Origin of the sequence: Stenotrophomonas sp. A3_2, from assembly GCF_036624925.1 — a bacterium.
GTDB lineage: Bacteria > Pseudomonadota > Gammaproteobacteria > Xanthomonadales > Xanthomonadaceae > Stenotrophomonas > Stenotrophomonas hibiscicola.
On sequence record NZ_JAZKVY010000259.1, the window covers coordinates 13,380 to 36,164 of the forward strand.

Annotated in this window: 20 protein-coding genes and 1 tRNA gene; 14 read left to right on the forward strand and 7 right to left on the reverse strand. The window is 67.6% G+C overall.

The features are described from left to right. Positions 1–272 precede the first annotated feature (272 nt). From R5H29_RS11925 to R5H29_RS11935, 3 genes are all read left to right on the forward strand, one after another. Positions 273–800, forward strand: coding sequence for a DUF1203 domain-containing protein (locus tag R5H29_RS11925; protein WP_111099163.1), 528 nt, complete (start codon positions 273–275; stop codon positions 798–800). Between the two features lie 191 nt (positions 801–991). Continuing rightward, positions 992–2,164, forward strand: coding sequence for a lytic polysaccharide monooxygenase (locus R5H29_RS11930; RefSeq protein ID WP_019661678.1), 1,173 nt, complete (start codon positions 992–994; stop codon positions 2,162–2,164). A 178-nt stretch (positions 2,165–2,342) separates the two neighbouring features. Continuing rightward, positions 2,343–3,515, forward strand: coding sequence for a lytic polysaccharide monooxygenase (locus R5H29_RS11935; protein ID WP_111103948.1), 1,173 nt, complete (start codon positions 2,343–2,345; stop codon positions 3,513–3,515). A gap of 113 nt (positions 3,516–3,628) precedes the next feature. On the opposite strand, the gene R5H29_RS11940 is transcribed toward R5H29_RS11935, so the two are convergent. Next, entirely contained in the window at positions 3,629–4,378 is a 750-nt protein-coding gene (locus tag R5H29_RS11940; protein ID WP_019661680.1) for a ferredoxin--NADP reductase, read from the reverse strand. Between the two features lie 84 nt (positions 4,379–4,462). On the opposite strand from R5H29_RS11940, the gene R5H29_RS11945 reads away from it, so the two are divergent. The 4 genes from R5H29_RS11945 to R5H29_RS11960 all read left to right on the forward strand — a co-directional run bounded on the left by R5H29_RS11945 (position 4,463) and on the right by R5H29_RS11960 (position 8,468). Further along, positions 4,463–5,431 (forward strand): ABC transporter ATP-binding protein, encoded by a 969-nt coding sequence (locus tag R5H29_RS11945; RefSeq protein WP_019661681.1) that lies wholly within the window; start codon positions 4,463–4,465, stop codon positions 5,429–5,431. Beyond that, entirely contained in the window at positions 5,428–6,219 is a 792-nt protein-coding gene (locus tag R5H29_RS11950; protein ID WP_005411568.1) for an ABC transporter permease, read from the forward strand. The genes R5H29_RS11945 and R5H29_RS11950 overlap by 4 nt, the downstream gene beginning before the upstream one ends. Before the next feature lie 387 nt (positions 6,220–6,606). Continuing rightward, positions 6,607–7,545, forward strand: coding sequence for a 2-dehydropantoate 2-reductase (panE, locus tag R5H29_RS11955; RefSeq protein ID WP_332329219.1), 939 nt, complete (start codon positions 6,607–6,609; stop codon positions 7,543–7,545). Further along, the gene (locus R5H29_RS11960; RefSeq protein ID WP_138953466.1) at positions 7,542–8,468 is read left to right on the forward strand and encodes an NAD-dependent epimerase/dehydratase family protein; all 927 of its coding nucleotides are present in this window, start codon (positions 7,542–7,544) and stop codon (positions 8,466–8,468) included. Before panE ends, R5H29_RS11960 begins: the two co-directional genes overlap by 4 nt. A 78-nt stretch (positions 8,469–8,546) precedes the next feature. On the opposite strand, the gene R5H29_RS11965 is transcribed toward R5H29_RS11960, so the two are convergent. Next, entirely contained in the window at positions 8,547–9,344 is a 798-nt protein-coding gene (locus R5H29_RS11965; protein WP_071228618.1) for a TatD family hydrolase, read from the reverse strand. A gap of 67 nt (positions 9,345–9,411) precedes the next feature. Between R5H29_RS11965 and hrpB the strand changes: the two genes are divergently transcribed. Continuing rightward, positions 9,412–11,916 carry an ATP-dependent helicase HrpB gene (hrpB, locus tag R5H29_RS11970; protein WP_332329220.1) on the forward strand — a complete coding sequence of 835 codons (2,505 nt, stop codon included), beginning with the start codon at positions 9,412–9,414 and terminating at the stop codon, positions 11,914–11,916. Between the two features lie 120 nt (positions 11,917–12,036). After that, entirely contained in the window at positions 12,037–12,426 is a 390-nt protein-coding gene (locus R5H29_RS11975; RefSeq protein ID WP_019661686.1) for a hypothetical protein, read from the forward strand. Positions 12,427–12,516: 90 nt separating this feature from the next. Here the strand turns inward: R5H29_RS11975 and R5H29_RS11980 are convergent, their stop codons facing one another. The 3 genes from R5H29_RS11980 to R5H29_RS11990 form a co-directional block, all read right to left on the reverse strand. Then, positions 12,517–13,056, reverse strand: a complete 540-nt coding sequence (locus R5H29_RS11980) for a pseudouridine synthase (RefSeq protein ID WP_164144069.1) — start codon at positions 13,054–13,056, stop codon at positions 12,517–12,519. A gap of 107 nt (positions 13,057–13,163) precedes the next feature. Next, the gene (locus R5H29_RS11985; RefSeq protein ID WP_224329425.1) at positions 13,164–13,415 is read right to left on the reverse strand and encodes a hypothetical protein; all 252 of its coding nucleotides are present in this window, start codon (positions 13,413–13,415) and stop codon (positions 13,164–13,166) included. A 111-nt stretch (positions 13,416–13,526) separates the two neighbouring features. After that, positions 13,527–14,384: a class I SAM-dependent methyltransferase gene (locus R5H29_RS11990; protein ID WP_164144057.1), complete on the reverse strand. Its 858-nt coding sequence runs from the start codon at positions 14,382–14,384 to the stop codon at positions 13,527–13,529. 169 nt (positions 14,385–14,553) lie between these two features. On the opposite strand from R5H29_RS11990, the gene R5H29_RS11995 reads away from it, so the two are divergent. From R5H29_RS11995 to R5H29_RS12010, 4 genes are all read left to right on the forward strand, one after another. Next, positions 14,554–15,510, forward strand: a complete 957-nt coding sequence (locus tag R5H29_RS11995; protein ID WP_332329221.1) for an aldo/keto reductase — start codon at positions 14,554–14,556, stop codon at positions 15,508–15,510. A 645-nt stretch (positions 15,511–16,155) separates the two neighbouring features. Continuing rightward, positions 16,156–16,229 (forward strand) — tRNA-Thr (locus tag R5H29_RS12000). 357 nt (positions 16,230–16,586) lie between these two features. After that, positions 16,587–17,711, forward strand: a complete 1,125-nt coding sequence (locus R5H29_RS12005; RefSeq protein ID WP_241872933.1) for a slipin family protein — start codon at positions 16,587–16,589, stop codon at positions 17,709–17,711. Between the two features lie 57 nt (positions 17,712–17,768). Further along, positions 17,769–18,989 carry an RtcB family protein gene (locus tag R5H29_RS12010; protein ID WP_227845120.1) on the forward strand — a complete coding sequence of 407 codons (1,221 nt, stop codon included), beginning with the start codon at positions 17,769–17,771 and terminating at the stop codon, positions 18,987–18,989. A 109-nt stretch (positions 18,990–19,098) separates the two neighbouring features. Here R5H29_RS12010 and R5H29_RS12015 read toward each other — a convergent pair whose 3' ends face one another. Together R5H29_RS12015 and R5H29_RS12020 are read right to left on the reverse strand one after the other, a co-directional pair. Beyond that, on the reverse strand, positions 19,099–20,004 hold the full coding sequence (locus R5H29_RS12015) for an NAD(P)/FAD-dependent oxidoreductase (protein ID WP_332329222.1): 906 nt from the start codon (positions 20,002–20,004) through the stop codon (positions 19,099–19,101). Beyond that, on the reverse strand, positions 19,994–20,449 hold the full coding sequence (locus tag R5H29_RS12020; RefSeq protein ID WP_065177851.1) for an Rrf2 family transcriptional regulator: 456 nt from the start codon (positions 20,447–20,449) through the stop codon (positions 19,994–19,996). The genes R5H29_RS12015 and R5H29_RS12020 overlap by 11 nt, the downstream gene beginning before the upstream one ends. Positions 20,450–20,632: 183 nt before the next feature. Here R5H29_RS12020 and R5H29_RS12025 point away from each other — a divergent pair, with 183 nt between their 5' ends. Continuing rightward, positions 20,633–22,753: a methyl-accepting chemotaxis protein gene (locus R5H29_RS12025; protein ID WP_332329223.1), complete on the forward strand. Its 2,121-nt coding sequence runs from the start codon at positions 20,633–20,635 to the stop codon at positions 22,751–22,753. The last annotated feature ends 32 nt before the right edge of the window (positions 22,754–22,785 follow it).

A 22,785-nucleotide genomic window follows, 5' to 3' on the forward strand; every position in this document is an offset into this window, starting at 1 on the left:
TTCCTGGCAACCACGACGGGCTGCCGCGGAAGATGTGACTCAACTTACACGGGCAGCGCGCCGACGGCGATGGGCAATGACGAATCCGCCGCCAACGGCGCGCAGACCGGACGGTCCTGCCCCTCGGCCTTGGTCGGCACAGGGCGGCACCGGCGGCGGCCCGCAGCACCCCACGGGCCAGTGCCCCGGCCTGACGGCGATGCGGGGTCTGAAAACGGCGAGCACGGCCGCCGGCGCACGCGCAGAATCCGCCGCAGACCCAGGAGACACCCATGCACACGTGGTACCTCGGTGGCATCGACCATCGCCCCTTCCTGCACCTGTTCGAGATGAGCGACTGCGCGCTCGCTGCGCTCGGCATCCAGCGTCGCTGGGCCGGCGCGAGCGGCGGACATCCCTGCCGGATCAGCCTGAGCGATCCCGCGCCTGGCAGCGAGCTGCTCCTGCTGTCCCACGCCCACCTGCCGCTGCATTCGCCGTACCGCGCCGCCGGCCCGATCTTCGTGCAGCGCGGCGTGACCCGTTGCGTCCTGCCGCCGGGCGAGGTGCCCCCGTATGTGCAGCGCCGGATGATCTCGATGCGTGCCTATGACCACGCCGCGCTGATGTGCGGTGCCCAGGTCTGTGCGGGCACCGAGGTGGGCAGCCATCTGGATGCGCTGTTTGCCGACCCGTCGGTGGCGTTCGTCCAGCTGCACAACGCCGCGCATGGCTGTTTCTCGTGCCAGGCAGATCGGGTGGGTACCGGGACTGCGTCGCGTGATCTCCATGACGTGATCGATGCCACGCCGGTCACGTGACGTCCAGCGCATCCGTTCAGCCCTGCGTGAAGCCTGCGGGAAGGGCTTCACATGCGCAGTCACGGATCGGCACTGCGATGGTTCCGCCGCCTGCAGTGCGACTCGATACTCGCCCTGGTGCCGCCGAAAGTCCGCCGCCCAGCGCAGCGCCTGCGGTCACCGTTCCCTTTCGACGACCACAAGGATGCGCCATGTCATTCCGATCCACACCGCTGTTGCTGGCCACCTCGTTCGCCGCTGCGGGCCTGTGCCTGGCCGGCAACGCGTTCGCCCACGGCACGATGACCACGCCGGTCAGCCGCGTCTATGCCTGCTTCCAGGGCAATCCCGAGAATCCGACCAACCCGGCCTGTGCCGCTGCAAAAGCGATTGGCGGTTCACAGGCGTTCTACGACTGGAACGGCATCAACCAGGCCAACGCCAACGGCAACCATCAGGCCGTGGTGCCCGACGGCAAGCTGTGCAGCGGCAACAACCCGACCTTCCGCGGCCTGGACGTGAACCGCAGTGACTGGCAGACCACGCCGATCCACGCCGATGCCAATGGCAGGTTCACCTTCGTGTTCAAGGCAACCGCGCCGCACGCCACGCGCGACTGGCGCTTCTTCGTCACCCGCGACGGCTGGCAACCGGGCAGCCCGTTGCGCTGGGCCGACCTGCAGGAGTTCTGCACGCTGGGCAATACACCGCTCTCTGCCGATGGCACCTACAAGCTGCAGTGCACGCTGCCGCAGCGCAGCGGCCAGCATGTGATCTACAACACCTGGCAGCGCTCGGATTCGACCGAGGCGTTCTACACCTGCATGGACGTGCGCTTTGAAGGCGGCGGCGGTGGTACGACGCCGGCACCGCAATGGCAGGATGCCGGCCCGGTCACCGCCCGCGGTGAATTGCCGGTCGGTACGACGCTGGCACTGCGCGTGTTCAATGCCAGCGGCAACGATGTCGAACGTGTGGAAGCGACGCTGGCCAGCGGCCAGACCTCGGCCGCGCAATGGCCCTTGGCGCTGGCCCGCAAGGTCAATGCCAGTGCCCAGCATGCGCGCGTGGGCGTGCTGGCCAATGGTGCAATCACGCCGACGGCCTCGGCCACCGCCAACCGCGTGTACCTGAAGGATGGCAACCGCTTCCAGCTCGACACGAAGGTGCCGGACCCGGGCACGCCGTCGCCGGGCGGTGATTTCGACCATGTGTACCCGGCCGGTATCGGCGGCTATGTGCCGGGCCAGACCGTGGTGAAGGGCACCGACGGCAAGCTGTACGCCTGCCGTCCGTTCCCGGAGGGTGCATGGTGCAACGTCAATGCCGAGGCCTACCGGCCGGGCGTGGGCGCGGCCTGGCGCGATGCGTGGATCGCGTACTGAGGCAGTGATGCGGGAGGCGGTGCACAATGCACCGCCTTTCGCCCGGATGACGGCAAAGTAAGCACCGTGTTGCAGATCGAACACAGCCGCCATCGATTTCAAACTTGTCCGATGTTGCCGGCGCATCTGCATGTGAAGACTCCTTGAGGTTTCCCACACCTCGCAAAGGAGTCTCTGCATGCACCTGTCCCATCGGGCAGTCTTCGCACTGTCCGTCGTCGCCGGCCTGGCCTTGTCCGGCAGCGCCTTCGCCCACGGCACCATGACCAAGCCGCTCAGCCGCGTGAAGCAGTGCCACGAGGGCAATCCGGAAAACCCGACCAACCCGGCCTGTGCCGCAGCCAAGGCCATTGGCGGCGCGCAGCCGTTCTACGACTGGAGCGCGATTGCCCACGGCAATGCCAATGGCAACCATCGCGAACTGGTGCGCGATGGCGAACTGTGCAGTGCCAGCATTCCCAAGTACCGCGGCCTTGACCTGAACCGTACCGACTGGCCGACCACACCAATCCGCGCCGACGCGCGTGGCCGCTACACCTTTGAGTTCTATGCCCCGGCCCCGCATGCCACCCGCGAGTGGAAGTTCTATGTCACCCGTGATGGCTGGCAGCCGGGCAGCCCGCTGCGCTGGGCCGACCTGCAGGAATTCTGCACACTGGGCAACGTGCCGGTGGACGGCAAGACCTACAAGCTGGACTGCCCGCTGCCCAAGCGCAGTGGCCAGCACATCATCTACAACACCTGGCAGCGTTCGGATTCGGGTGAAGCGTTCTACACCTGCATGGATGTCCGCTTCGAAGGCGGCAACGGCGTGATTCCGCCGCCGCAGTGGCAGGATGCCGGCCCGGTCACCGCCCGCGGTGCGTTGGAGGCAGGCACCACGCTGACCCTGCGCGTGTTCAATGCCAACGGCAACGATCTGGAGCGCCCGGAAGTGACCCTGGCCGCCGGCCAGACCGCTCCGGCGCAGTGGCCGATGGCGCTGGCCAGCAAGGTCAATGGCAGCGCCCAGCACGCCCGCGTCGGCGTGATGAAGAACGGCGTGATCACGCCGGTGGCGTCCGCCACCGAGAACCGTGTCTACCTGAAGCCGGGTCATCGCTTTGAACTGGAAACCCAGATTCCGGGTCCGGGCCCGGTCGATCCGGTCGATCCGCCGGGTGGCGATTTCGACTTCGTGTATCCGGCAGGCCTCGGCAGCTACAAGCCGGGCGAGACCGTGGTGAAGGGCACCGACGGCAAGCTGTACGCCTGCCGCCCGTTCCCGGAAGGTGCGTGGTGCAACATCAACGCCGATGCCTATCGCCCAGGCACCGGCTTTGCCTGGCGTGATGCCTGGATCGCGTACTGAGGCATGGCACCGGGGGCGGCGTGATGCCGCCTCCGATTTGCGGGATTGCCGGCCAGCGGCCGGCATTACCAGGGTTCGTGGGGTTGCCGCCCAGCGGCCGGCACTACCCTGGCTTACTTGCTGCTGACGTACTTCTCGCGGCGGATCTGCGGGTTGCCCAGGCCGGCGGCCTTCAGCAGCTCGGCACAGGCATCGACCATGTCCGGGTTGCCGCACAGGTAGGCGATGTCGGTGGCCGGGTCCGGCGTGAAACCGGCCAGCGCCTGCTGCACGTAGCCGTGCTGTACATCCGGGTGCGGTTCGGCCGGCAATTCGCGCGACAGGCACGGAACATAGCGGAAGTTCGCGTGCTTTTCGGCGAAGCTGTAGAAATCTTCGCTGTACAGCAGCTCGCCCGGGCTGCGCGCGCCCTGCAGCAGCACGATCTGCACATCGCGTTCGGCCATGGCCTTTTCCAGCAGCGGCAGCATGGAACGGTACGGGGTAACGCCGGTACCGGTGGCGATCAGCAGGTAACGGGCGTTGTGGTCACCGGGATTCAGGCAGAACCGGCCATAGGGGCCGGACGCACTGATCTGGCCGCCCGGCTCCAGTGCCTCGAACAGGGCCGTGGCAGCACCACCGGGCACGAAACTGACCGCGATATCCACCGCCTCGCCCGGGCCCAGCGCATGGTCGTGGATGGTCGCCAGCGAGTAGCTGCGCTTGGTTTCGGTGCCGTCGGCATAGCTGAAATGGACCTGGATGAACTGGCCGGGCTGGAAATCCAGTGGCTGTCCATCATCACGCACGAACTGGTAGTGGCCGACGGTCGGGGCCAGCATGCGGCAGCCGACCAGCTTGAGGGGGAATTGAACAGGCACGACTTTTCGGGACAGTGTGTGGCCGGGGCAAGCCCTCGGGGTCTTCTATAATAGCCCCTCCCCGCCCCTCTCCAGCGCCAGCCCATGGGCGCGAAGGCTTCGAGCTTGGCATCCCAGAACGATACGGCGCCCGCCCTGCGCGTGCGCGACCTGCGCAAGACCTACGACAACGGCACCCAGGCCCTGAAGGGGGTTTCCCTGGAAGTGGCCCCGGGCGACTTCTTCGCCCTGCTCGGCCCCAATGGTGCCGGCAAGTCGACCCTGATCGGCATCATCAGCTCCCTGGTCAACCTCAGCGAGGGCCAGGTGGAGGTGTTCGGCAGCGACCTGGTGCGCAACCGCAGCGCGACCATGCGCCTGATCGGGCTGGTGCCTCAGGAAATCAACTTCAACCTGTTCGAGAAGCCCTTCGACATCCTGGTGAACTACGCCGGCTTCTATGGCGTGCCGCGCGAGGAAGCCGAGCAGCGCGCCGAAGAGGAACTGAAGCGCGCGCACCTGTGGGAAAAGGCACAGGTGATGAGCCGCACGCTGTCCGGCGGCATGAAGCGCCGGCTGATGATCGCCCGCGCGATGATGACCCGCCCGCGCCTGCTGATCCTGGACGAACCGACCGCCGGCGTGGACATCGAGATCCGCCGCGACATGTGGCGCGTGCTGAAGGAGATCAACGGTGCCGGCACCACGATCATCCTCACCACGCACTACCTGGAAGAGGCCGAGTACCTGTGCCGCCACCTGGCGATCATCAACCATGGCCAGATCGTCGAACAGGGGCCGATGCGCACCCTGCTGGCCAAGCTGGACGTGGAAGGCTTCCTGCTGGACATCGACGGTGACCTGCCGGCGCAGCTGCCGGTGATCGAGGGCGCGACGCTGACCGCCCCGGACCCGCACACGCTGGACATCGATATGCCACGCGCGATGGACCTCAACCGCGTGTTTGCGACGCTCAACGCGTCCGGTATCCGCGTGCGTTCGATGCGTACCAAGAGCAACCGCCTGGAGGAGCTGTTCGTGCGCCTCACCGGCAACATGGAGAAGCCCGCATGAGCACCACCGAGCTGACCGACGGCCAGCGCAACCGCATCGCGCTGATGACCATCGTGCGCCGCGAAGTCGCCCGCATCATGCGCATCTGGGGCCAGACCCTGGTGCCGCCGGCGATCACCATGACCCTGTACTTCCTCATCTTCGGCAACCTGATCGGGTCGCGCGTGGGTGACATGGGCGGCTACACCTACATGCAGTTCATCGTGCCGGGCCTGGTGATGATGAGCGTGATCCAGAACAGCTACGGCAACATCAGTTCCTCGTTCTTCGGTGCCAAGTTCGGCCGCCACGTCGAAGAGCTGCTGGTCAGCCCGATGCCGAACTGGGTGATCCTGTGGGGCTATGTGGCTGGCGCGGTGCTGCGCGGCCTGATGGTGGGCGTGATCGTGCTGATCATCGCGATGTTCTTCACCCCGGTGCGCATTCCGCACCCGCTGGTGATGCTGACCACGGTGATCCTGGGCGCGACGATCTTCTCGCTGGCCGGTTTCATCAACGCGGTGTATGCGAAGAAGTTCGATGACGTGGCGATCGTGCCGACCTTCATCCTGACCCCGCTGACCTATCTGGGTGGCGTGTTCTATTCGGTGAAGCTGCTGCCGGGCTGGGCCGAGGCGGCCACGCACGCCAACCCGATCTTCTACATGGTCAACGCGTTCCGCTATGGCCTGTTGGGCAGCAGCGATGTACCGCTGCCGGTGGCCTACGGTCTGATGATCGGTTTCGTGGTGGTGCTGACGGCGCTGGCGCTGTGGCTGCTGCGCCGTGGCGTGGGCATGCGCAGCTGAGTTTTGCCTGCAGGGCCTGCGGCCCTGCACCCGCTGAATCAACGTCAACGTCAACTTCAACGGCAAAAGCTGACTATCCGGGGGATGGCGGGGTGGGTCCGGTTGCGGAGGACGCCGTGAATCCGTCCATGGAGGCTCGGTCGCGCCATCCATGGCGCTCACGCCCCCGCAACCGGACCCACCCCGCCTTCGACAAATTCCTGCGATCTGCCGGGGAGCCGTTCTGCGCTGCTGTTGGTAGGTGTCGACCTTGGTCGACACGATGGATCCAAGCCATGCGTGGATGAATCGATCTCTGTAGAGCCAAGCCGATGCTCGGCTCTTTTTTTGCCCGCAATCTCCGGCACAATCGCAGATCTGATTCCCCCAGAAAGCGGTGAACGTGCAATGCGCATCCTGATCCTCGGCGCCGGCGGTACCGGCGGTTACTTCGGTGGTCGCCTGGCCCAGGCCGGCGTGGACGTGACCTTCCTCGTGCGCCCCGCGCGCGCCGCACAGCTGGACCGCGATGGCCTGGTGATCCGCAGCCCGCTCGGCGATGCGAGCTTCCCGGTGCAGCACGTCACCGCCGATGCGCTGCCCGCATTGGCCGCGCAGAAGCCGTTCGACCTGGTCATCCTCAGCTGCAAGGCCTACGACCTCGACAGCTCGATCGACGCCATTGCTCCAGCCGTGGGCGCGAACACCACCGTGCTGCCGATCCTCAACGGCCTGCACCACTACAACGCACTGGACCTGCGCTTCGGCCGCGACGCCGTGCTCGGCGGCCTGTGCTTCATCAGCGCCACCAAGGCGCCCGATGGCGCGGTGCTGCATCTGGGCAAGCCGGCCAAGCTCACCTTCGGCGAGCGCGACGGCGGAGCGATCTCCGCACGCGTGCGCGCCTTCGCTGCCGCCTGCGCACAGGCCAATCTTGATCACCTGGCCAGCGAGCGCATCGGCCAGGAGCAATGGATCAAGTACACCTTCCTGACCGCGCTGGCCGCCGCCACCTGCCTGCTGCGTGCGGATATCGGCACCATCGTCGCCACCGATGATGGCGAGGCGATCGTACGTGGCCTTTACGACGAGTGCCTGGCCGTCGCCGAAGCCGCCGGTGAACCGGTTCCGGAGGCAGCGCAGGACACCGCGCGCGGCACGCTGACCCAGGCCGGCTCGGCGTTGAAGGCCTCGATGCTGCGCGATCTGGAGGCCGGCCAGCAGGTGGAAGCGGAACAGATTGTCGGCGACATGCTGGCGCGTGCGCGAAGGGCCGATCAGGAGGCCCTGCTGCTGCAGGTTGCCTACAGCAGCCTGCAGGCCTACCAGGCACTGCGGGTCGCGTGACTCCCGCATTGCAGGCCAGCCCGTTGCCCGCGCGGGTACTGATTCTCGGGCTGGGCTGGAGCGGACGCGTGCTGGCCGCGCAGCTGCAGGCGCGGGGCGTAGCCGTGTCCGGCACGGTGCGCGACCCGTCTGCGGCACCGCACGATGGCCTGCTGCGACACCCGCTTCGAGCTGACACCGCACCGTCACCTGCCCTGCTCGAAGAGATCGCGCAGGCCGATGCCGTGCTGTGCAGCGTGCCGCCGGATGCTGAAGGGGACCCGGCACTGCGCCTGCTGCTGCCCGCGCTGCAGGCCAGCCCGGCATTGCGCTGGGTCGGCTATCTGTCGTCGACCTCGGTGTATGCCGACCGCGCCGGCGGTTGGATCGACGAGCGCAGCGCGGCCGACGCCACTGAAACGGCTGGCGTGCAGCGCCTGCTCGCGGAAGCACAGTGGCGTGCACTGGCCGGACAACGCGGCATCGCCTCGGCGGTGTTCCGCCTGCCCGGCCTGTACGGGCCGGGTCGCAATGCGCTGGTGCAGTTGGCGCAGGGGCGTGCACGCCACGTGGTTCGCCCGGGCCAGGTGTTCAACCGACTGCACGTGGATGACCTGGCAACCGTCATCATCGCCGCAATGCGGCGCCCGGCCCGGCAGGGTCTCTACCTGCCCAGCGACGACGAGCCTGCACCGCCGCAGGATGTGCTGGCCTTCGCCGCGAAGCTGGGCGGGTTTGCGCTGCCGCCCGCCGTGGCCTGGGATGACCCGGCACTGAGCCCGACGCTGCGGCGCTTCTACGAGAGCAACAAGCGCATCGACAGCCGTGGCACGCGTGAAGCGCTGGGGTGGGCGCCACGGTTTCCGACGTATCGGGAAGGGCTGACGGACCTTGCCGCTTCGCTCGCCGGGCATGGCACGGCGCTACCGGACAGCGCTTTGTAGAGCCGAGCCCATGCTCGGCTGCTCTCCGTGTCCGTCGCGCTGCGCGCGATGAGCCGAGCATGGGCTCGGCTCTACGGATCAACCCGCGTCGGGCAGGCGGAAGAACGCACGCGTCGCCGCAGTCGCATTGGCCGCCGTCACTGCAACGTCCTCGCCACGGTCACGTGCCAGTTCTTCCACGATATGCGAAAGGAACATCGGTTCGTTGCGGCGGTCCTTCGGCATCGGCTTCAGCGTGCGCGGCAGCAGGTACGGTGCGTCGGTCTCGATCATCAGGCGGTTGGCCGGGATGTTCTTCACCAGTTCGCGCAGGTGCGCGCCACGGCGCTCGTCGCACAGCCAACCGGTGATGCCGATGTACCAGTCCTGGTCCAGGTAATCGAACAGTTCATCGCGTTCGCCGGTGAAGCAATGCACCACCGCCGGGCCGATGCGACCTTCGAAGTTCTTCATCTGTGCCATGAAGTCGGCATGCGCATCACGCTGGTGCAGGAACAGCGGCTTGCCATTGTCCGCAGCCAGCTGCAGCTGGCGCTCGAACGCGCGGTGCTGCGCCGGGCGCGGCGAGAAGTCACGGAAGTAGTCCAGCCCGCACTCCCCCACCGCCACCACTTCCGGATGCGCGTGCAGCGCGCGCATCTCGGCATCGCATTCCTCGGTGTATTCCACCGCGTGGTGCGGGTGCACGCCGGCGGTGGCGTACAGGAAACCGGGGTGCTGCTGGGCCAGCTGCACCGCCAACGGCGAGTGCTCGCGGCTGGCGCCGGTGATGACCATCTGCACCACGCCGGCCTGGCGCGCGCGGTCCAGCACGGCATCGCGGTCGCGGTCGAAGGAGTCGTGGGTCAGGTTGGCGCCGATATCGATCAGGTGCATGGTCATCGCGGGGGAAAAGTGCCCGCGCATTGTACCTGCGCCCGCCGTGCCCCCTTATCCTTTGCACATGAACGCCCCGCTCTTCCCGATTTCCCCGCTGCTGCCGCAGATCCAGCAACACCTGGCCGCGCAGCAGCGACTGGTGCTGGAGGCCCCGCCCGGTGCCGGCAAGACCACCCAGGTGCCACTGGCACTGCTCGACGCACCGTGGCTGCAGGGCCGCAAGATCATCCTGCTGGAACCACGGCGGGTCGCCGCCCGCAGCGCCGCGCTGTTCATGGCGCGGCAGCTGGGCGAGGAGGTCGGTGGCACGGTCGGCTACCGCATCCGCTTCGAAAACAAGGTTTCGGCGCGCACGCGCATCGAGGTCGTCACCGAAGGCATCCTGACCCGCATGCTGCAGGACGACCCGATGCTGGAAGAGGTCGGTGCGATCCTGTTCGACGAATTCCACGAGCGCCATCTCAGCGGCGACCTCGGCCTGGCGCTGGCGCTGGATGTGCAGGCGCAGCTGCGCGATGACCTGCGCCTGGTGGTGATGTCGGCCACGCTGGACGGCGAGCGGCTGGCACGTTTTCTCGATGCGCCGCGGCTGAGCAGCGAGGGCCGCAGCTACCCGGTGGCGATCAGCCATTTCCCGGCGCGCCGCGATGAGGCGCTGGAACTGCAGGTGCGCCGCGCGGTGCAGCAGGCCCTGGCCGAGCACCCCGGTGACCTGCTGGTGTTCCTGCCCGGCCAGCGCGAGATCGCGCGGGTGCAGGCGGGTCTGCAGGAATCGCTCAATGGCGATGTCGAGGTCCTGGCGCTGCACGGTGAACTGCCCGTGGAACAACAGGCGCGCGTACTTCAGGTGGCCAGCGATGGCCGCCGGCGCGTGGTGCTGGCGACCAACGTCGCCGAGTCGTCGGTGACGTTGCCCGGCGTGCGCGTGGTGATCGACAGCGGCCAGGCACGCGAACCGCGCTACGACCCCAACAGTGGGTTCACCCGGCTGGACGTGGTGGCCATCGCGCAGGCGTCGGCCGACCAGCGCGCGGGCCGCGCCGGCCGCGTCGCCGAGGGCGTGGCCTGGCGGCTGTGGCCACAGTCGCAGCGGCTGGAACCGCAGCGCCGCGCCGAAATCGACCAGGTGGAACTGGCCGGACTGGCACTGGAACTGGCGGCCTGGGGCAGCAGCGATCTGCGCTTCCTCGATCCGCCCCCGGCGGGTCCGATGGGCGCGGCGCGCGAACTGCTGCAGCGGCTCGGCGCCCTGTCCAGCAGTGGCGCGATCACCGAACTGGGCCGGCGTGTGCTGGCGCTGGGCACGCATCCACGGATGGCGGCGATGCTGCTGGCAGCGCCCGATGCCCGCGCCCAGGCGCTGGCTGCCGACCTGGCCGCGCTGCTGGAGGCGCGCGACCCGTTGCGCCAGGGCGGCGACGCGCTGGCGGCCCGCTGGCGCGCACTGGCCGCGTTCCGCAATGGCCGCACACCGGGCGATGCCAACCGCAGCGGGCTGGCCGCGATCGATGCCGCCGCCAAGCAGTGGCGTCGCCGCCTGCGCTGCGAAGCCACGCCGCCGGCCAGCATCGAGGCCCATGAGCTGGGCGACCTGCTCGCTCATGCCTTCCCCGATCGAATTGGCTTCCAGCATCCCAGCGATCCTCTGCGCTACTTGCTGGCCAATGGCCGCAGCGCGCGCCTGCACGAGCTGAGCGACCTGCGCGGTGAGCCGTGGCTGGTGGCCAGCGAACTGCGCTTCGAGGCGCGCGATGCGTTGTTGCTGCGTGCCGCACCGGTCGATGAAAGTGCTCTGCGCCATGCGTGGCCGGAGCGCTTCGTCACCGAAGACGTGGTGCGCTGGGACAGCGAGCGCCGCGCCCTGGTGGCCCTGCGCGAGACCCGTTTCGACCGGATCGTGATGGACAGCCGCTCGGCCGGCCGGGTCGATCCGCAGCACGCCGCGCAGGCGCTGACCGATGCGGTGGCCGAGCTCGGCCTGCAGGCGCTGCCGTGGACCGAAGGCCTGCGCCAGTGGCAGGCACGGGTGGAATCGCTGCGCCGCTGGATGCCCGAGCTCGGCCTGCCCGACTGCAGCGACGACGCCCTGCTGGCCACGCGCGCACAATGGCTGCAGCCCGCGTTCGCCGGCAGGACGCGACTGGATGCGCTGGATGAATCCAGCTTCGGCGAGGCGCTGAAGTCGCCCCTGGAGTGGTCACAACGGCAGCTGGTCGAGCGTCATGCACCGACCCGCATCACCGTGCCCTCTGGGTTGGAGCGGCCGATCACCTACGCACTGGACAGCGAGAGCGGCGACCCGCTGCCGCCGGTGCTGGCGGTGAAGCTGCAGGAACTGTTCGGCCTGGCCGACACGCCGCGCATCGCCGATGGCCGCGTGCCGCTGACCCTGCACCTGCTCTCCCCCGGCGGCCGCCCGCTGCAGGTCACCCAGGACCTGCGCAACTTCTGGGAAAGCACCTACGCCGAGGTGAAAAAGGAAATGAAGGGCCGTTATCCGCGCCATCCGTGGCCGGATGACCCGTGGACGGCCACGGCCACGCATCGGGCCAAGCCGCGCGGGACGTAGCCGGACCCTGCCTGATCCTGAATGGCTGCGGTAAAGTCACACCGCGTGCCACCTCGACTGACATACCGTTTACGGACAACACGCGACACTGGACTTCGACCCGAGGCAAAGGACCCCCGCATGAGCAAGCTGACCGTAATCACCGACCGCGCTCTGGAGCGCGCCCTGGACCTGGCCCACAGCGCCGGCGACGGCCTGAAGAGTGCCGGTGGCAGCCTGCGCCACCTTGGGCCGCAGGCCAGTGACTGGATCAAGACCGGCGCGGCGCTGGGCGCCGTCAAGACCGGTGGCAAGGTGGCCACCAAGTTCGCCCGGCGCAACCCGGCGGTGACCATTGCCGCCGCTGCGGTGGGTGTCGGCCTGCTCGGCTATGCGCTGTACCGCAAGCAGCAGAAAAAGAAGGCCGCCAACGGCCACGTGGTGAATGGCCAGGCGCAGCGCATCAATGCGCGTGACCGCCGCAACGACACCGTGGTGGACGAGCACAGCGATATCGGCAGCGACGCCTGAGTCTGCCGGGGTCGGCTTCCTTCCGCAGGAACTGAGCCCATCAGCCCGCTATGAGGGCCGGATACCGTAGGGTATCCGGCCCTTCCTGTTTCAGCCGATCTGCCGCCACTGCCCCGGCTGCAGGTCGTCCAGGCGGTAGGGTCCCATCGACACGCGGACCAGCCGCAGCGTCGGCAGGTTCACCGCCGCGGTCATCCGCCGCACCTGGCGGTTGCGGCCCTCGCGGATCGTGATCGCCAGCCAACTGTCGGGCACGGTCTTGCGGAAGCGCACCGGCGGATCGCGTGTCCACAGCGACGGCGACGGATCGAGGCGCTCGATCTTCGCCGGCAGGGTCGGTCCGTCATTCAGCTCCACCCCATCGCGCAGCCGTTGCAGCTGCTCATCGCTGGGGGTGCCTTCCACCTGCACCCAGTAGGTCTTGTCGGCCTTATGCCTGGGGTCGGTCAGCTTGTGCGCCAGCGTACCGTTATCCGTCAGCAGCAGCAGGCCTTCGCTGTCATGGTCCAGGCGACCGGCGGCATACACGCGCGGCGGCAGGCCGAACCCGGCCAGCGTCGGCCGCGGCGGTACGCTGCGGTCGGTGAACTGGCAGAGCACGTTGAAGGGCTTGTTGAAGGCGATCAGCATTGCGGGCACGACGGGCGGCAGGTGCAGCATTGTCCCATGCCGCGCAACCTCGGCCGAGCGCGGCCCCGGTGCTGCCGGGCATCACGCCGGCCGAGGCTGCGGCGCGATCAACCGAAGACCTTCCACTCCAGCAGGAAAGAGCCCAGCACCAGTGCGATGCCGCACGCCGCGATGACATTGGCCCGGCGCCGCAGGCGAACCGGCGGCGGATTCATGGCACGCGCACGCTCCTCCAGCAGCGCACCGGCAAACAGCACGGCAAACCCCACGGTCGCCACCAGGTCGTAGGCATGGCCACCGTAGAACACGAAGTCAATCAGCCGCGCCAACACCAGCACTGCAACAGCGATATAGAACACCTTCTTCAACTGTCCACTCCATTGGCAGCAGGGCCGGGCCACGCCCGGCGGATACACGTTACGTCCATTGTGACGCCGCAGCGCTCACCGGGCGCAGCCCGGCGCCGCCCGCTACGGCTTGATGAAGCGCAGGGTCATGCGGTCGCTTTCGCCGATCGCCTGGTACTTCGCATCGTCGGCCTTGTCGTGCTGGTTGGTCGGCGGCAGCGTCCACACGCCGTTCGGGTGGTCCTTGGTGTCGCGCGGGTTGGCGTTGACCTCGCTGCGAGCATCCAGCTTGAAACCGGCGGCCTCGGCCATCGCGATCACCTGCTGCTGGCCGACATAGCCGGTGTCATCGTCGTCGGCTACGTCGGCCTTGGCACGATGCTCGACCACGCCCAGCACGCCGCCCGGCTTGAGCACGTTGAAGAAGCCCTGGAACATGCCCTGCGCCTGGCCGGCCTTGCGCCAGTTGTGCACGTTGCGGAAGGTCAGCACCACATCGGCTGAATTGGCCGGGCCGAACACCGGCTTGGCCGGATCGTAGGCGACCACGGCAGTCTTGCCGAACTGTGCCGGCGCACCGGCGTACTTCTTCTCCAGGCTGTCGCGGCTGCGCTGCTGGTAGTCACGGCCGCGGCCTTCGGGCACCGCCATCGGATCGACCACCGCAGCAACGTAGTGGCCCTTGTCGTGCAACAGCGGCGCCAGGATCTCCGAGTACCAGCCGTTGCCGGGGGTGATCTCGATGACGGTCTTTTCCGGTGCCACCTTGAAGAACGACAGCGTCTGCGCCGGATGACGGAAGCCATCGCGCTTGACGTTGTTGGCATCACGGGTCGACGCCTTCACCGCCGCATCGATGGCCGGCGACACCTGGATCTTCGCCGGCACCACCGTGGCCGGTGCGGCGAACGCGGGAACAGCGGCAAGCAGGGCCGAGGCAAGCAGCAGGCGGCAACCACGCAGGGACGAAGAGGGCATCATCGGGACGACTCCAACGGAAGATGCGGCGAGACTAGCAGCCGCGGCGTCCCAGGTGTTCACAAAACGTTAGCGGCGTGCGCGGCGCGGAACACTGTTTTGTGGTCACCGCCGCAGCACGGTCACACTACGCGTTCTATTCTGGAGCACTTCCCCCAAGGAGTCCGTGCCCATGACGGCAACCCGCGAACTGGGCCGTTCCGGCCTGCATGTACGTCCGCTCGCCTTCGGTGGCAACGTGTTCGGCTGGAGCGCCGATGAGAAGGCCAGCTTCGCCCTGCTCGATGCCTTCGTCGACGCCGGCTTCAACCTGGTCGACACCGCCGATGTGTATTCGGCCTGGGTGCCGGGCAACGCCGGCGGCGAATCGGAAACGCTGATCGGCAAGTGGTTCGCGCGCAGCGGCAAGCGCGACAAGGTGGTGCTGGCGACCAAGGTGGCCAAGTGGGCCGAACGCCCCGGCCTGACCCCGGACAACATCACTGCGGCGGTCGAGGATTCGCTGCGCCGCCTGCAGACCGACGTGATCGATCTGTACCAGGCCCACGAGGATGACGAGTCGACGCCGCTGGAAGCGACCCTGGCTGCGTTCGGCCGGTTGATCGAAGCTGGCAAGGTGCGTGCGATCGGTGCTTCCAACTACAGCGCCACGCGCCTGGCCGATGCGCTGAAGGTGTCCACCGACTACAGGCTGCCGCGTTACGAAACGCTGCAGCCGGAGTACAACCTGTATGACCGCGCCGGCTACGAAAAGGAACTGGAACCGCTGGTGCAGCGCGAACAGATCGGCGTGATCGGCTACTACGCGCTGGCCAGCGGCTTCCTCAGCGGCAAGTACCGCACGCCGGCCGATGCAGCCAAGAGCCCGGCGCGTGGCGAGAACGTGGTGAAGCGCTATCTGAATCCGCGCGGCCTGCGCATCCTGCAGGCACTGGATGACGTGGCCAGCAAGCACGGCGCCAGCGCCGCACAGATCGCGCTGGCGTGGCAGATCGCGCGGCCGTCGATCACTGCGCCGATCGTCAGCGCCACCAGCGTCGAACAGCTGCACGATCTGCTGGCAGCGGCCAACCTGTCGTTGAGCGTGCAGGACGTCGCGCAGCTGGATGCCGCCAGCGCGGAAGCCTGAGTTGTAGTGCCGGCCGCTGGCCGGCATTGCACAACAGCGAAGAAAATAATTGAACAAAATGGTTGCGCGCGACTAAATCGTGGTTTATCGTGCGCACCTCGTTTCAACAACCACTGGAAAACTCCCTTGAACGCGCACTCCGTCGCCACCGCCAAACTACTGCCATGCCTGCGCATGGACGTGCTGGCGCGCGCGTTCGGCAAGGAAGACCAGCTGACAACGGCCTGATACCCGCCCTGCGGAGATCGGCCACCCCGATCTCCGAGGCCTGACGACGCCCTCGGAACGCAAGTCCCGGGGGCGTTTTCGTTTGCGTCGGCACAAGGACCCGCGATGCCAGAACTGCACCCCGCGCGGCAACCCGCCGCTCACTGACCCAGGTTTTTCCCGCCCCGCCGAAGGATTTACTTCGCGCGACCGGCAGCGCCTGGACATTATCTGCATCGCACCCAAACATTATCGCTCGCCGATAATGTCGGCGGCCTGCACCCTCGATTCTCCAACGGTCCCGTTTCCACCACGGGCTGGTGCGCGCGGCGTTGCCGTGGCGTATGCCGGAGGTCGCGGACATGCCATCGCCTGGATCGCCTGCTGGAGGCAGGCGCCGGTTCGCCGGTACGCGGTTCGATTCCGCGCGGTCCCCAACTGGATAGCTCAGCTTGGTCAGAGCAACGGATCCGTAATCCGTCTGTCGTGGGTTCGATTCCCACTCCAAACCACATGACCTGTCACGTCATGACTTGAAGCAACACCCGGGGCGCAAGCCCCAGCGGCCATCGTCGCCGTCCACGGACATCGCGTTCGGGCAGGAACGTGGAAGGCAACGGAGCGCACACCGGGCTCCGGCCCGCCGCCACTGCCAGCCACGTTCCGCCCCGGTGCTGCCTGCCGGGAACGACGATGGCAGCACTGCCGGTGCACCGAAGGCTCCGCGCGCGGACCGTCCGCCGATGGCCGCCCTCTTCCGCCGCCTGCACGTGGTGTGCAGGCGGCCTCGCCACGACCTGATCGACCCGGGTCATGGTGATTCATCCGCATCGGGTCGGACCACCAGAGCCATACAAGGAGAGACTCCCATGTTCTGGACCATCAAGGTCGTGATCGGCGACGGCGAGCGCGGCCTGGTGTATCGCAACCGTCGTTTCCAGCAGATCCTGCTGCCGGGCGTGCACCGCCTGTCGCCGTTCGGCGGCCGGCCGCACGTGGACCTCCACAACGCATCGAAGGGCGCGGCCTACACCGGCAGCGACCAGGACAGCCTGATCGAAGCGCTGGGCGCACAGCTGGACACGCACTTCGTGCTGGCCAACGTCGGCGCCGGCGAGGTAGGCCTGTTGCTGCGCAACGGCCGCATCGACGAGGTGCTGCCGCCGGGCAGCCGCCGTCTGTACTGGCGCGGTTCGGTCGACACCCAGGTACGCGTGATGGCGCTGGGTGACGAGCCGCGCATCCCGCTGGACGTGCAGCAGCGCCTGGGCCAGCTGGGCGTGCTGCCGCGTGTCGCGGTGATCAGCACCGTGCCGAGCGAGTCGGTCGGCCTGCTGTTCATCGATGGCACGCTGCGCCAGACGCTGGACGCCGGCCTGCACGCGTTCTGGAACTTCAACGGCAACGTGTCGGTGGAGCGCGTGGAGCTGCGTGCGCGTTCGCTGGACGTGTCCGGCCAGGAACTGCTCAGCCGCGACAAGGTGACCCTGCGGGTGAACCTGGCCGCGACCGTGCAGGTGGTCGACCCGGTGCGTGCACACCGCACGCTGAGCAATGCCGATGAGTTCATCTATCGGCAGCTGCAGTTCGGCCTGCGCCAGGCGATCGCCGCACGCAGCCTGGACGAGCTGCTGGGCGACAAGGCGGCACTGGACGGCGAGATCGCTGCCCATGTGCAGGCGGCGATCGAGGGCCATGGCGTGCGGCTGCTCGGCGTGGGCATCAAGGACGTGATCCTGCCGGGCGAGATGAAGGAGATCCTCAACGGCGTGGTGCTGGCCGAGAAGCAGGCCCAGGCCAGCGTGATCCGTCGCCGCGAGGAGGCCAACGCCACGCGTTCGCAGCTCAACACCGCAAAGCTGATCGAGGACAACCCGGTGCTGATGCGCTTGAAGGAGCTGGAGGCGCTGGAGAAGGTCACCGAGAAGATCGACAAGCTCACCGTGTTCGGCGGCCTGGATGGCGTGCTGAAGCAGCTGGTGACGATCAGGTAGGGGGTCGCGGCGGCGCAGGGACGCGCCGCCGGCCCATCAAGGACATTCAACAAGACAATGGACACGCAACAGAACTGTCAATGGCTGCACGCCGAGGGCACCACGCCGATCAAGGGTTGGGTCAACGGTGTGCCGCTGGAGGCACAGGCCCACGAGCAGCTGCGCAACATCGCCGCGATCCCGTTCGTCGGGCCGTGGGTGGCGGTGATGCCGGACGTGCACCTGGGCAAGGGCGCGACCGTGGGCTCGGTGATTCCGACCCGTGGCGCGATCATTCCGGCCGCGGTCGGCGTCGACATCGGCTGCGGCATGGCGGCGGTGCGTACCACGCTGCGCGCCAACGACCTGCCCGATGACCTGCGGCAACTGCGCAACAGCATCGAGCGCAGCATCCCGGTCGGCAACGGGCGCGGCGGCGAGCATCACCGCATGCCCGACAGCATCCACACCCGGTTGGTGCAGTCCGGGCTGGCCGACGGCCTGGAGAAGATCAAGGACAAGCACCGCAGGATCCGCACCGACAAGCTGGACCGCCAGCTGGGTACGCTGGGCGGCGGCAACCACTTCATCGAACTGTGCCTGGACGAGACGGATACGGTGTGGGTGATGCTGCACAGCGGCTCGCGCGGCACCGGCAACCTGATCGGTACCTACTTCATCGAGAAGGCGCGCGAGGAACTGGCCCGGCGCGTGCTGGGCTTCCACCTGCCGGACAAGGACCTGGCGTTCTTCATGGAAGGCGAGCCGCTGTTCGATGACTACGTCGAAGCCGTGTCGTGGGCGCAGGACTACGCCCGGCAGAACCGCGAGGCGATGATGTCGCGCGTGCTGGCCGAGATGCGCCACCGGCTGCCGAAGTTCCAGCTGGCGGCAATGGCGGTGAACTGCCACCACAACTATGTACAGAAGGAAACGCACCACGGGCAGGAGCTGCTGGTGACCCGGAAGGGGGCCGTCAGCGCTCGCGAGGGTGAGCTGGGCATCATTCCCGGCAGCATGGGCACGCGCAGCTACATCGTGCGTGGCAAAGGCAACGCGGACAGCTTCCACAGCTGCAGCCACGGTGCCGGCCGGGTGATGAGCCGTGGCGCCGCGCGCCAGCAGATCACGCTGGCCCAGCATCGCGAGGCCACCGCGCACGTGGAATGCCGCAAGGACAGCGGCGTGCTGGACGAGTCACCGGCCGCGTACAAGTCGATCGACGATGTGATGGCCGCGCAGCTGGACCTGGTCGACGTGGTGCACACCCTGCGCCAGGTGTTGTGCGTGAAGGGGTAACGGAGCGGTGCCGGCCCAGACCGGCACCCACCGCACCCGATTGCAGTAGATCCACGCCATGCGTGGATGGAACAGCGCCGACCAAGGTCGGCCTCTACCTGTGCAACGTTCAGCGCGCGATGCTGTCTTCGGCCACCAGCGCGTGGTGCACGCCGATGCCCGCGCGCACGCCTTCGGCCATGGCCAGGGTGATGTTGCCGACCGTCGTCGCATCGCCTGCGGCATACACGTTCGGCACCGAGGTCTGCTTCATCGCATCGACCTCGATCAGCACGCCCAGCGGGCTCTCGACCAACGTGCAGCCCAGCTGCTGCACCAATGGCGTGGCCATCGCCTGGGTGGCCGGCACGAACAACGCACGCTGGGCGATTCGGCGGCCGTCGGCCAGCTCCACTTCCAGCCAGGTCGGCTGGTCGCCCTGCACGCCCAGCACGGGTGACGTCTCGATCTGCACGCCGCGCTGCTGCATGGCGGCGCGTTCCTCATCCGTGATGTCCAGTCCCATGCTGAAGAACGTGACATTGCCCCAGTCGGCGAACAGCGGCGCCTTGCTGGCGGACATCGGATGACCGCCAAGCAGGCCAATGGCACCACCACCCACTTCATAGCCATGGCAGTACGGGCAATGCAGCACGGTGCTGCCCCAGCGCTCGGCCAGGCCCGGCAACGCCGGCAACTGGTCGGCAATACCGCTGGCCAGCAGCAGCTTGCGCGCGGCCAGCACCTGGCCATCGGCGGTACGCAACTCCACGCCTTCGGCGCGGGCGGTGGCCTGCACGGCTTCGGCATGCACCCAACGCACTGTGGGGTAGTCCAGCAGCTGCTGTCGCGCGGTCTTCAGCAGCTCGGCGCCGCTGATGCCATCCAGCCCCAGCACGCCGTGCGAATGGCCGGCGAAACGGTTGCGCGGTGAACCGGCATCGATGACGGTGACCGGGCGGCGGGCACGGGCCAGGATCAGGCCCGCAGCAATGCCGGCATAACTGCCGCCGACGATGAGCACATCAGGATTCATGGTGACCTTCCAGGGAGCGGTGATGGGCGAGGTGGCGGGCGAAGTCGGCGCCGAGCTTGTCCAGTGTGGTCGCCCGCAGGCGCTGTTCGAGCAGGCGCTGTGCTTCGCGTGCACCCTCCAGCAAAGCGCTGTTGACCAGCTGCTGGATCGGGCAGCCGCCGCCGGAATCGCGGGCGCCGACCTGCACCAGCGGTGGTGCGCCCACAGCCAGATAGATGTCATGCAGGGTGATCGTTGCAGCATCACGGGCCAGGTGGCTGCCACCGCCATGGCCACGGGCGCTGCGAACCAGGCCCGCCCTGTGCAGCTGCGCCAGCAGACGGCGGATCACCACCGGATGGGTCGGCAGGCAGGACGCCAGCTGCTCGGAGGTGCGCGGGCCGTCCTGGCCGACCAGATGCGCCATCACGTGAAGGGCGTCGGAGAGCGGGTTCGCGGTCTTCATGTAACTACGATAGTTACATTTATATCCCCTGTCCAGGGTCCACATTTGTTCCATACGGACACATTTGTCCTATGAAACAGTTCCTTCACATCACTAAACGAAACGCTAATGTGATTTACGTCGCACTTCAGCGGGAGCTTGGCGGGTCGATACCGCAATGCCCCTTCCCGAGAGTGCTTCCCCATGAATGCGTCTGTCCGTGCTCCGCGCCTGCAGTCCAAGCTGCTCGGCGCGGTGTTTGTTGGCTTGGCCGTGGTCCTGCTGTGCGCGCTGGCTGGCCTGGCCTCCGCCTGGTTCAAGTTGTCCACCGAGGTTCCGCCCGAAGTCACGCACAGCCGCGACGCCGAACGCCTGCAGCGTGAGTTCCGCGGCCAGGTGCAGGAATGGAAGAACGTGCTGCTCCGCGGCCACGACGACGCGTTGCGTCAGCGCCACCTGGACGCTTTCGACAACGAAGGCCGCCTGGTCGAACGGCTGGCCAAGGGCCTGGTGACCAGCCCGGACGCGCGCACGCGTGAACTGGCGCAGGCGTTCGTTGGCCTGCACGCGCAGCTGCAGCAGGACTATCACGCGGCGCTGCAGGCATTTGCCGCGGCCGGCTACGACCCGGCCGCCGGCGACAACCTGGTGCGCGGCAAGGATCGCGCGGTGGCGACCGCTCTGGATGCATTGAGTACGCATGCCACGCAGGTGGCCGAAGCGGCGCTGGCGGCACGTTCGCAGCAGGCCCGGCAGACCCTGCTGCTGTGCGCGGCGCTGACCGTGCTGGCCGCCGTGTTGCTGCTGATGGGCCTGGCCTGGTGGCTGCGGCGCGCAGTGGTGCAGCCGGTGCTGGCGGTGGAAGCCGCTGCGCGTGCCGTGGCCGCCGGTGATCTGCAGCACGTGGTGCAGGTGCGCAGCCGCGACGAGATCGGTCGCCTCGCGCAGGCGATGCAGGCGGTGCAGTCCACGCTGCGCGGCGTACTGGACGCACAGGCGACGATGGCGCAGGCGCATGACGCCGGCACCATAAGCCATCGCATGGAGGCCAGTGCGTTCCCGGGCGCGTTCGGCACCATGGTGGCCGACTGCAACACGCTGGTTGACGCGCACATCCAGGTGAAGATGCGCGCGATCTCGATCATGGGCCGCTATGCCGTCGGTGACCTCAGCCAGGACATGGAACGCCTGCCCGGCGAAAAGGCCGTGATCACCAACGCATTGGATACGGCCAAGGCCAATCTCGGCATGATCAACGGCGAGATCCGCCGCCTGGCCGAAGCCGCCGCCGCCGGTGACTTCAGCCAGCGCGGCGACAGCGCACGCTTCGAGCATGATTTCCGCGCAATGGTCGACGGCTTGAACCGATTGATGCAGACCACTGAACTGAACCTCGGCGAGGTCTCCAGCATGCTGCGCGCGATTGCCGATGGCCGCCTCGGCGCGCGCATGCACGGTGATTTCCAGGGCGTGTTCGCGCGTATCGCCGGCGACGCCAACACCACCGCTACGCAGCTGGCAACCATCGTCACCGACATCAAGCACGCCTCCGGCAACATCCACACGGCGGCGGCGGAGATCGCCGCCGGCAACAACGATCTGTCGCGCCGTACCGAACAGCAGGCCGCCAACCTGGAAGAGACGGCGGCATCGATGGAGGAACTGACCTCCACCGTGCGCCAGAACGCCGAGCATGCGCGCCAGGCGAACCAGCTGGCGATCGGCGCGCACACCGTTGCCTCTCACGGCGGCAGCGTGGTCGGCCAGGTGGTGGCAATGATGGGTGCCATCGAAACCTCGTCGCGGCAGATCGCCGAGATCATCAGCGTGATCGATGGCATCGCCTTCCAGACCAACATCCTGGCGCTGAACGCCGCGGTGGAAGCGGCACGCGCCGGCGAGCAGGGCCGCGGCTTCGCCGTGGTGGCCAGCGAAGTGCGCACGCTGGCACAGCGTTCGGCGGCGGCAGCGAAGGAGATCAAGTCGCTGATCGAAGCCTCGGTGGAACAGGTGGGGCACGGTGCACAGCGCGTGCGTGAGGCCGGTGACACCATGGCCGAGATCGTGGCCTCGGTGCAGCGCGTCACTGACATCATGGCCGAGATCTCCGCCGCCTCGCAGGAGCAGAGCGCGGGCATCGAACAGGTCAGCCAGACCGTGATCCAGATGGACGGCACCACCCAGCAGAATGCCGCGCTGGTGGAAGAAGCCAGTGCCGCCGCACGCAGCCTGGAGCAGCAGGCGAACCGGTTGATCGACGCGGTGGATGTGTTCGATCTGTCGACCACCGCCGCAGCGAAGGACGCGCTGGCGCGCGCGGCCTGATTGATCCGGTTGCCGGCCAGCGGCCGGCAACC

Excerpts from the sequence above, each read along its gene's own strand:
- R5H29_RS11990 (WP_164144057.1), bottom strand. The coding sequence starts at position 14,384 with ATGATGCCCTCTTCGTCCCTGCGTGGTTGCCGCCTGCTGCTTGCCTCG.
- panE (WP_332329219.1), top strand. The coding sequence starts at position 6,607 with ATGCGCATCCTGATCCTCGGCGCCGGCGGTACCGGCGGTTACTTCGGT.
- R5H29_RS12005 (WP_241872933.1), top strand. The coding sequence starts at position 16,587 with ATGTTCTGGACCATCAAGGTCGTGATCGGCGACGGCGAGCGCGGCCTG.
- R5H29_RS11950 (WP_005411568.1), top strand. The coding sequence starts at position 5,428 with ATGAGCACCACCGAGCTGACCGACGGCCAGCGCAACCGCATCGCGCTG.
- R5H29_RS12015 (WP_332329222.1), bottom strand. The coding sequence starts at position 20,004 with ATGAATCCTGATGTGCTCATCGTCGGCGGCAGTTATGCCGGCATTGCT.
- R5H29_RS11975 (WP_019661686.1), top strand. The coding sequence starts at position 12,037 with ATGAGCAAGCTGACCGTAATCACCGACCGCGCTCTGGAGCGCGCCCTG.
- R5H29_RS11945 (WP_019661681.1), top strand. The coding sequence starts at position 4,463 with ATGGGCGCGAAGGCTTCGAGCTTGGCATCCCAGAACGATACGGCGCCC.
- R5H29_RS11980 (WP_164144069.1), bottom strand. The coding sequence starts at position 13,056 with ATGCTGATCGCCTTCAACAAGCCCTTCAACGTGCTCTGCCAGTTCACC.
- R5H29_RS11935 (WP_111103948.1), top strand. The coding sequence starts at position 2,343 with ATGCACCTGTCCCATCGGGCAGTCTTCGCACTGTCCGTCGTCGCCGGC.
- R5H29_RS11995 (WP_332329221.1), top strand. The coding sequence starts at position 14,554 with ATGACGGCAACCCGCGAACTGGGCCGTTCCGGCCTGCATGTACGTCCG.
- R5H29_RS12010 (WP_227845120.1), top strand. The coding sequence starts at position 17,769 with ATGGACACGCAACAGAACTGTCAATGGCTGCACGCCGAGGGCACCACG.
- R5H29_RS12020 (WP_065177851.1), bottom strand. The coding sequence starts at position 20,449 with ATGAAGACCGCGAACCCGCTCTCCGACGCCCTTCACGTGATGGCGCAT.
- hrpB (WP_332329220.1), top strand. The coding sequence starts at position 9,412 with ATGAACGCCCCGCTCTTCCCGATTTCCCCGCTGCTGCCGCAGATCCAG.
- R5H29_RS11965 (WP_071228618.1), bottom strand. The coding sequence starts at position 9,344 with ATGCACCTGATCGATATCGGCGCCAACCTGACCCACGACTCCTTCGAC.
- R5H29_RS11925 (WP_111099163.1), top strand. The coding sequence starts at position 273 with ATGCACACGTGGTACCTCGGTGGCATCGACCATCGCCCCTTCCTGCAC.
- R5H29_RS12025 (WP_332329223.1), top strand. The coding sequence starts at position 20,633 with ATGAATGCGTCTGTCCGTGCTCCGCGCCTGCAGTCCAAGCTGCTCGGC.
- R5H29_RS11930 (WP_019661678.1), top strand. The coding sequence starts at position 992 with ATGTCATTCCGATCCACACCGCTGTTGCTGGCCACCTCGTTCGCCGCT.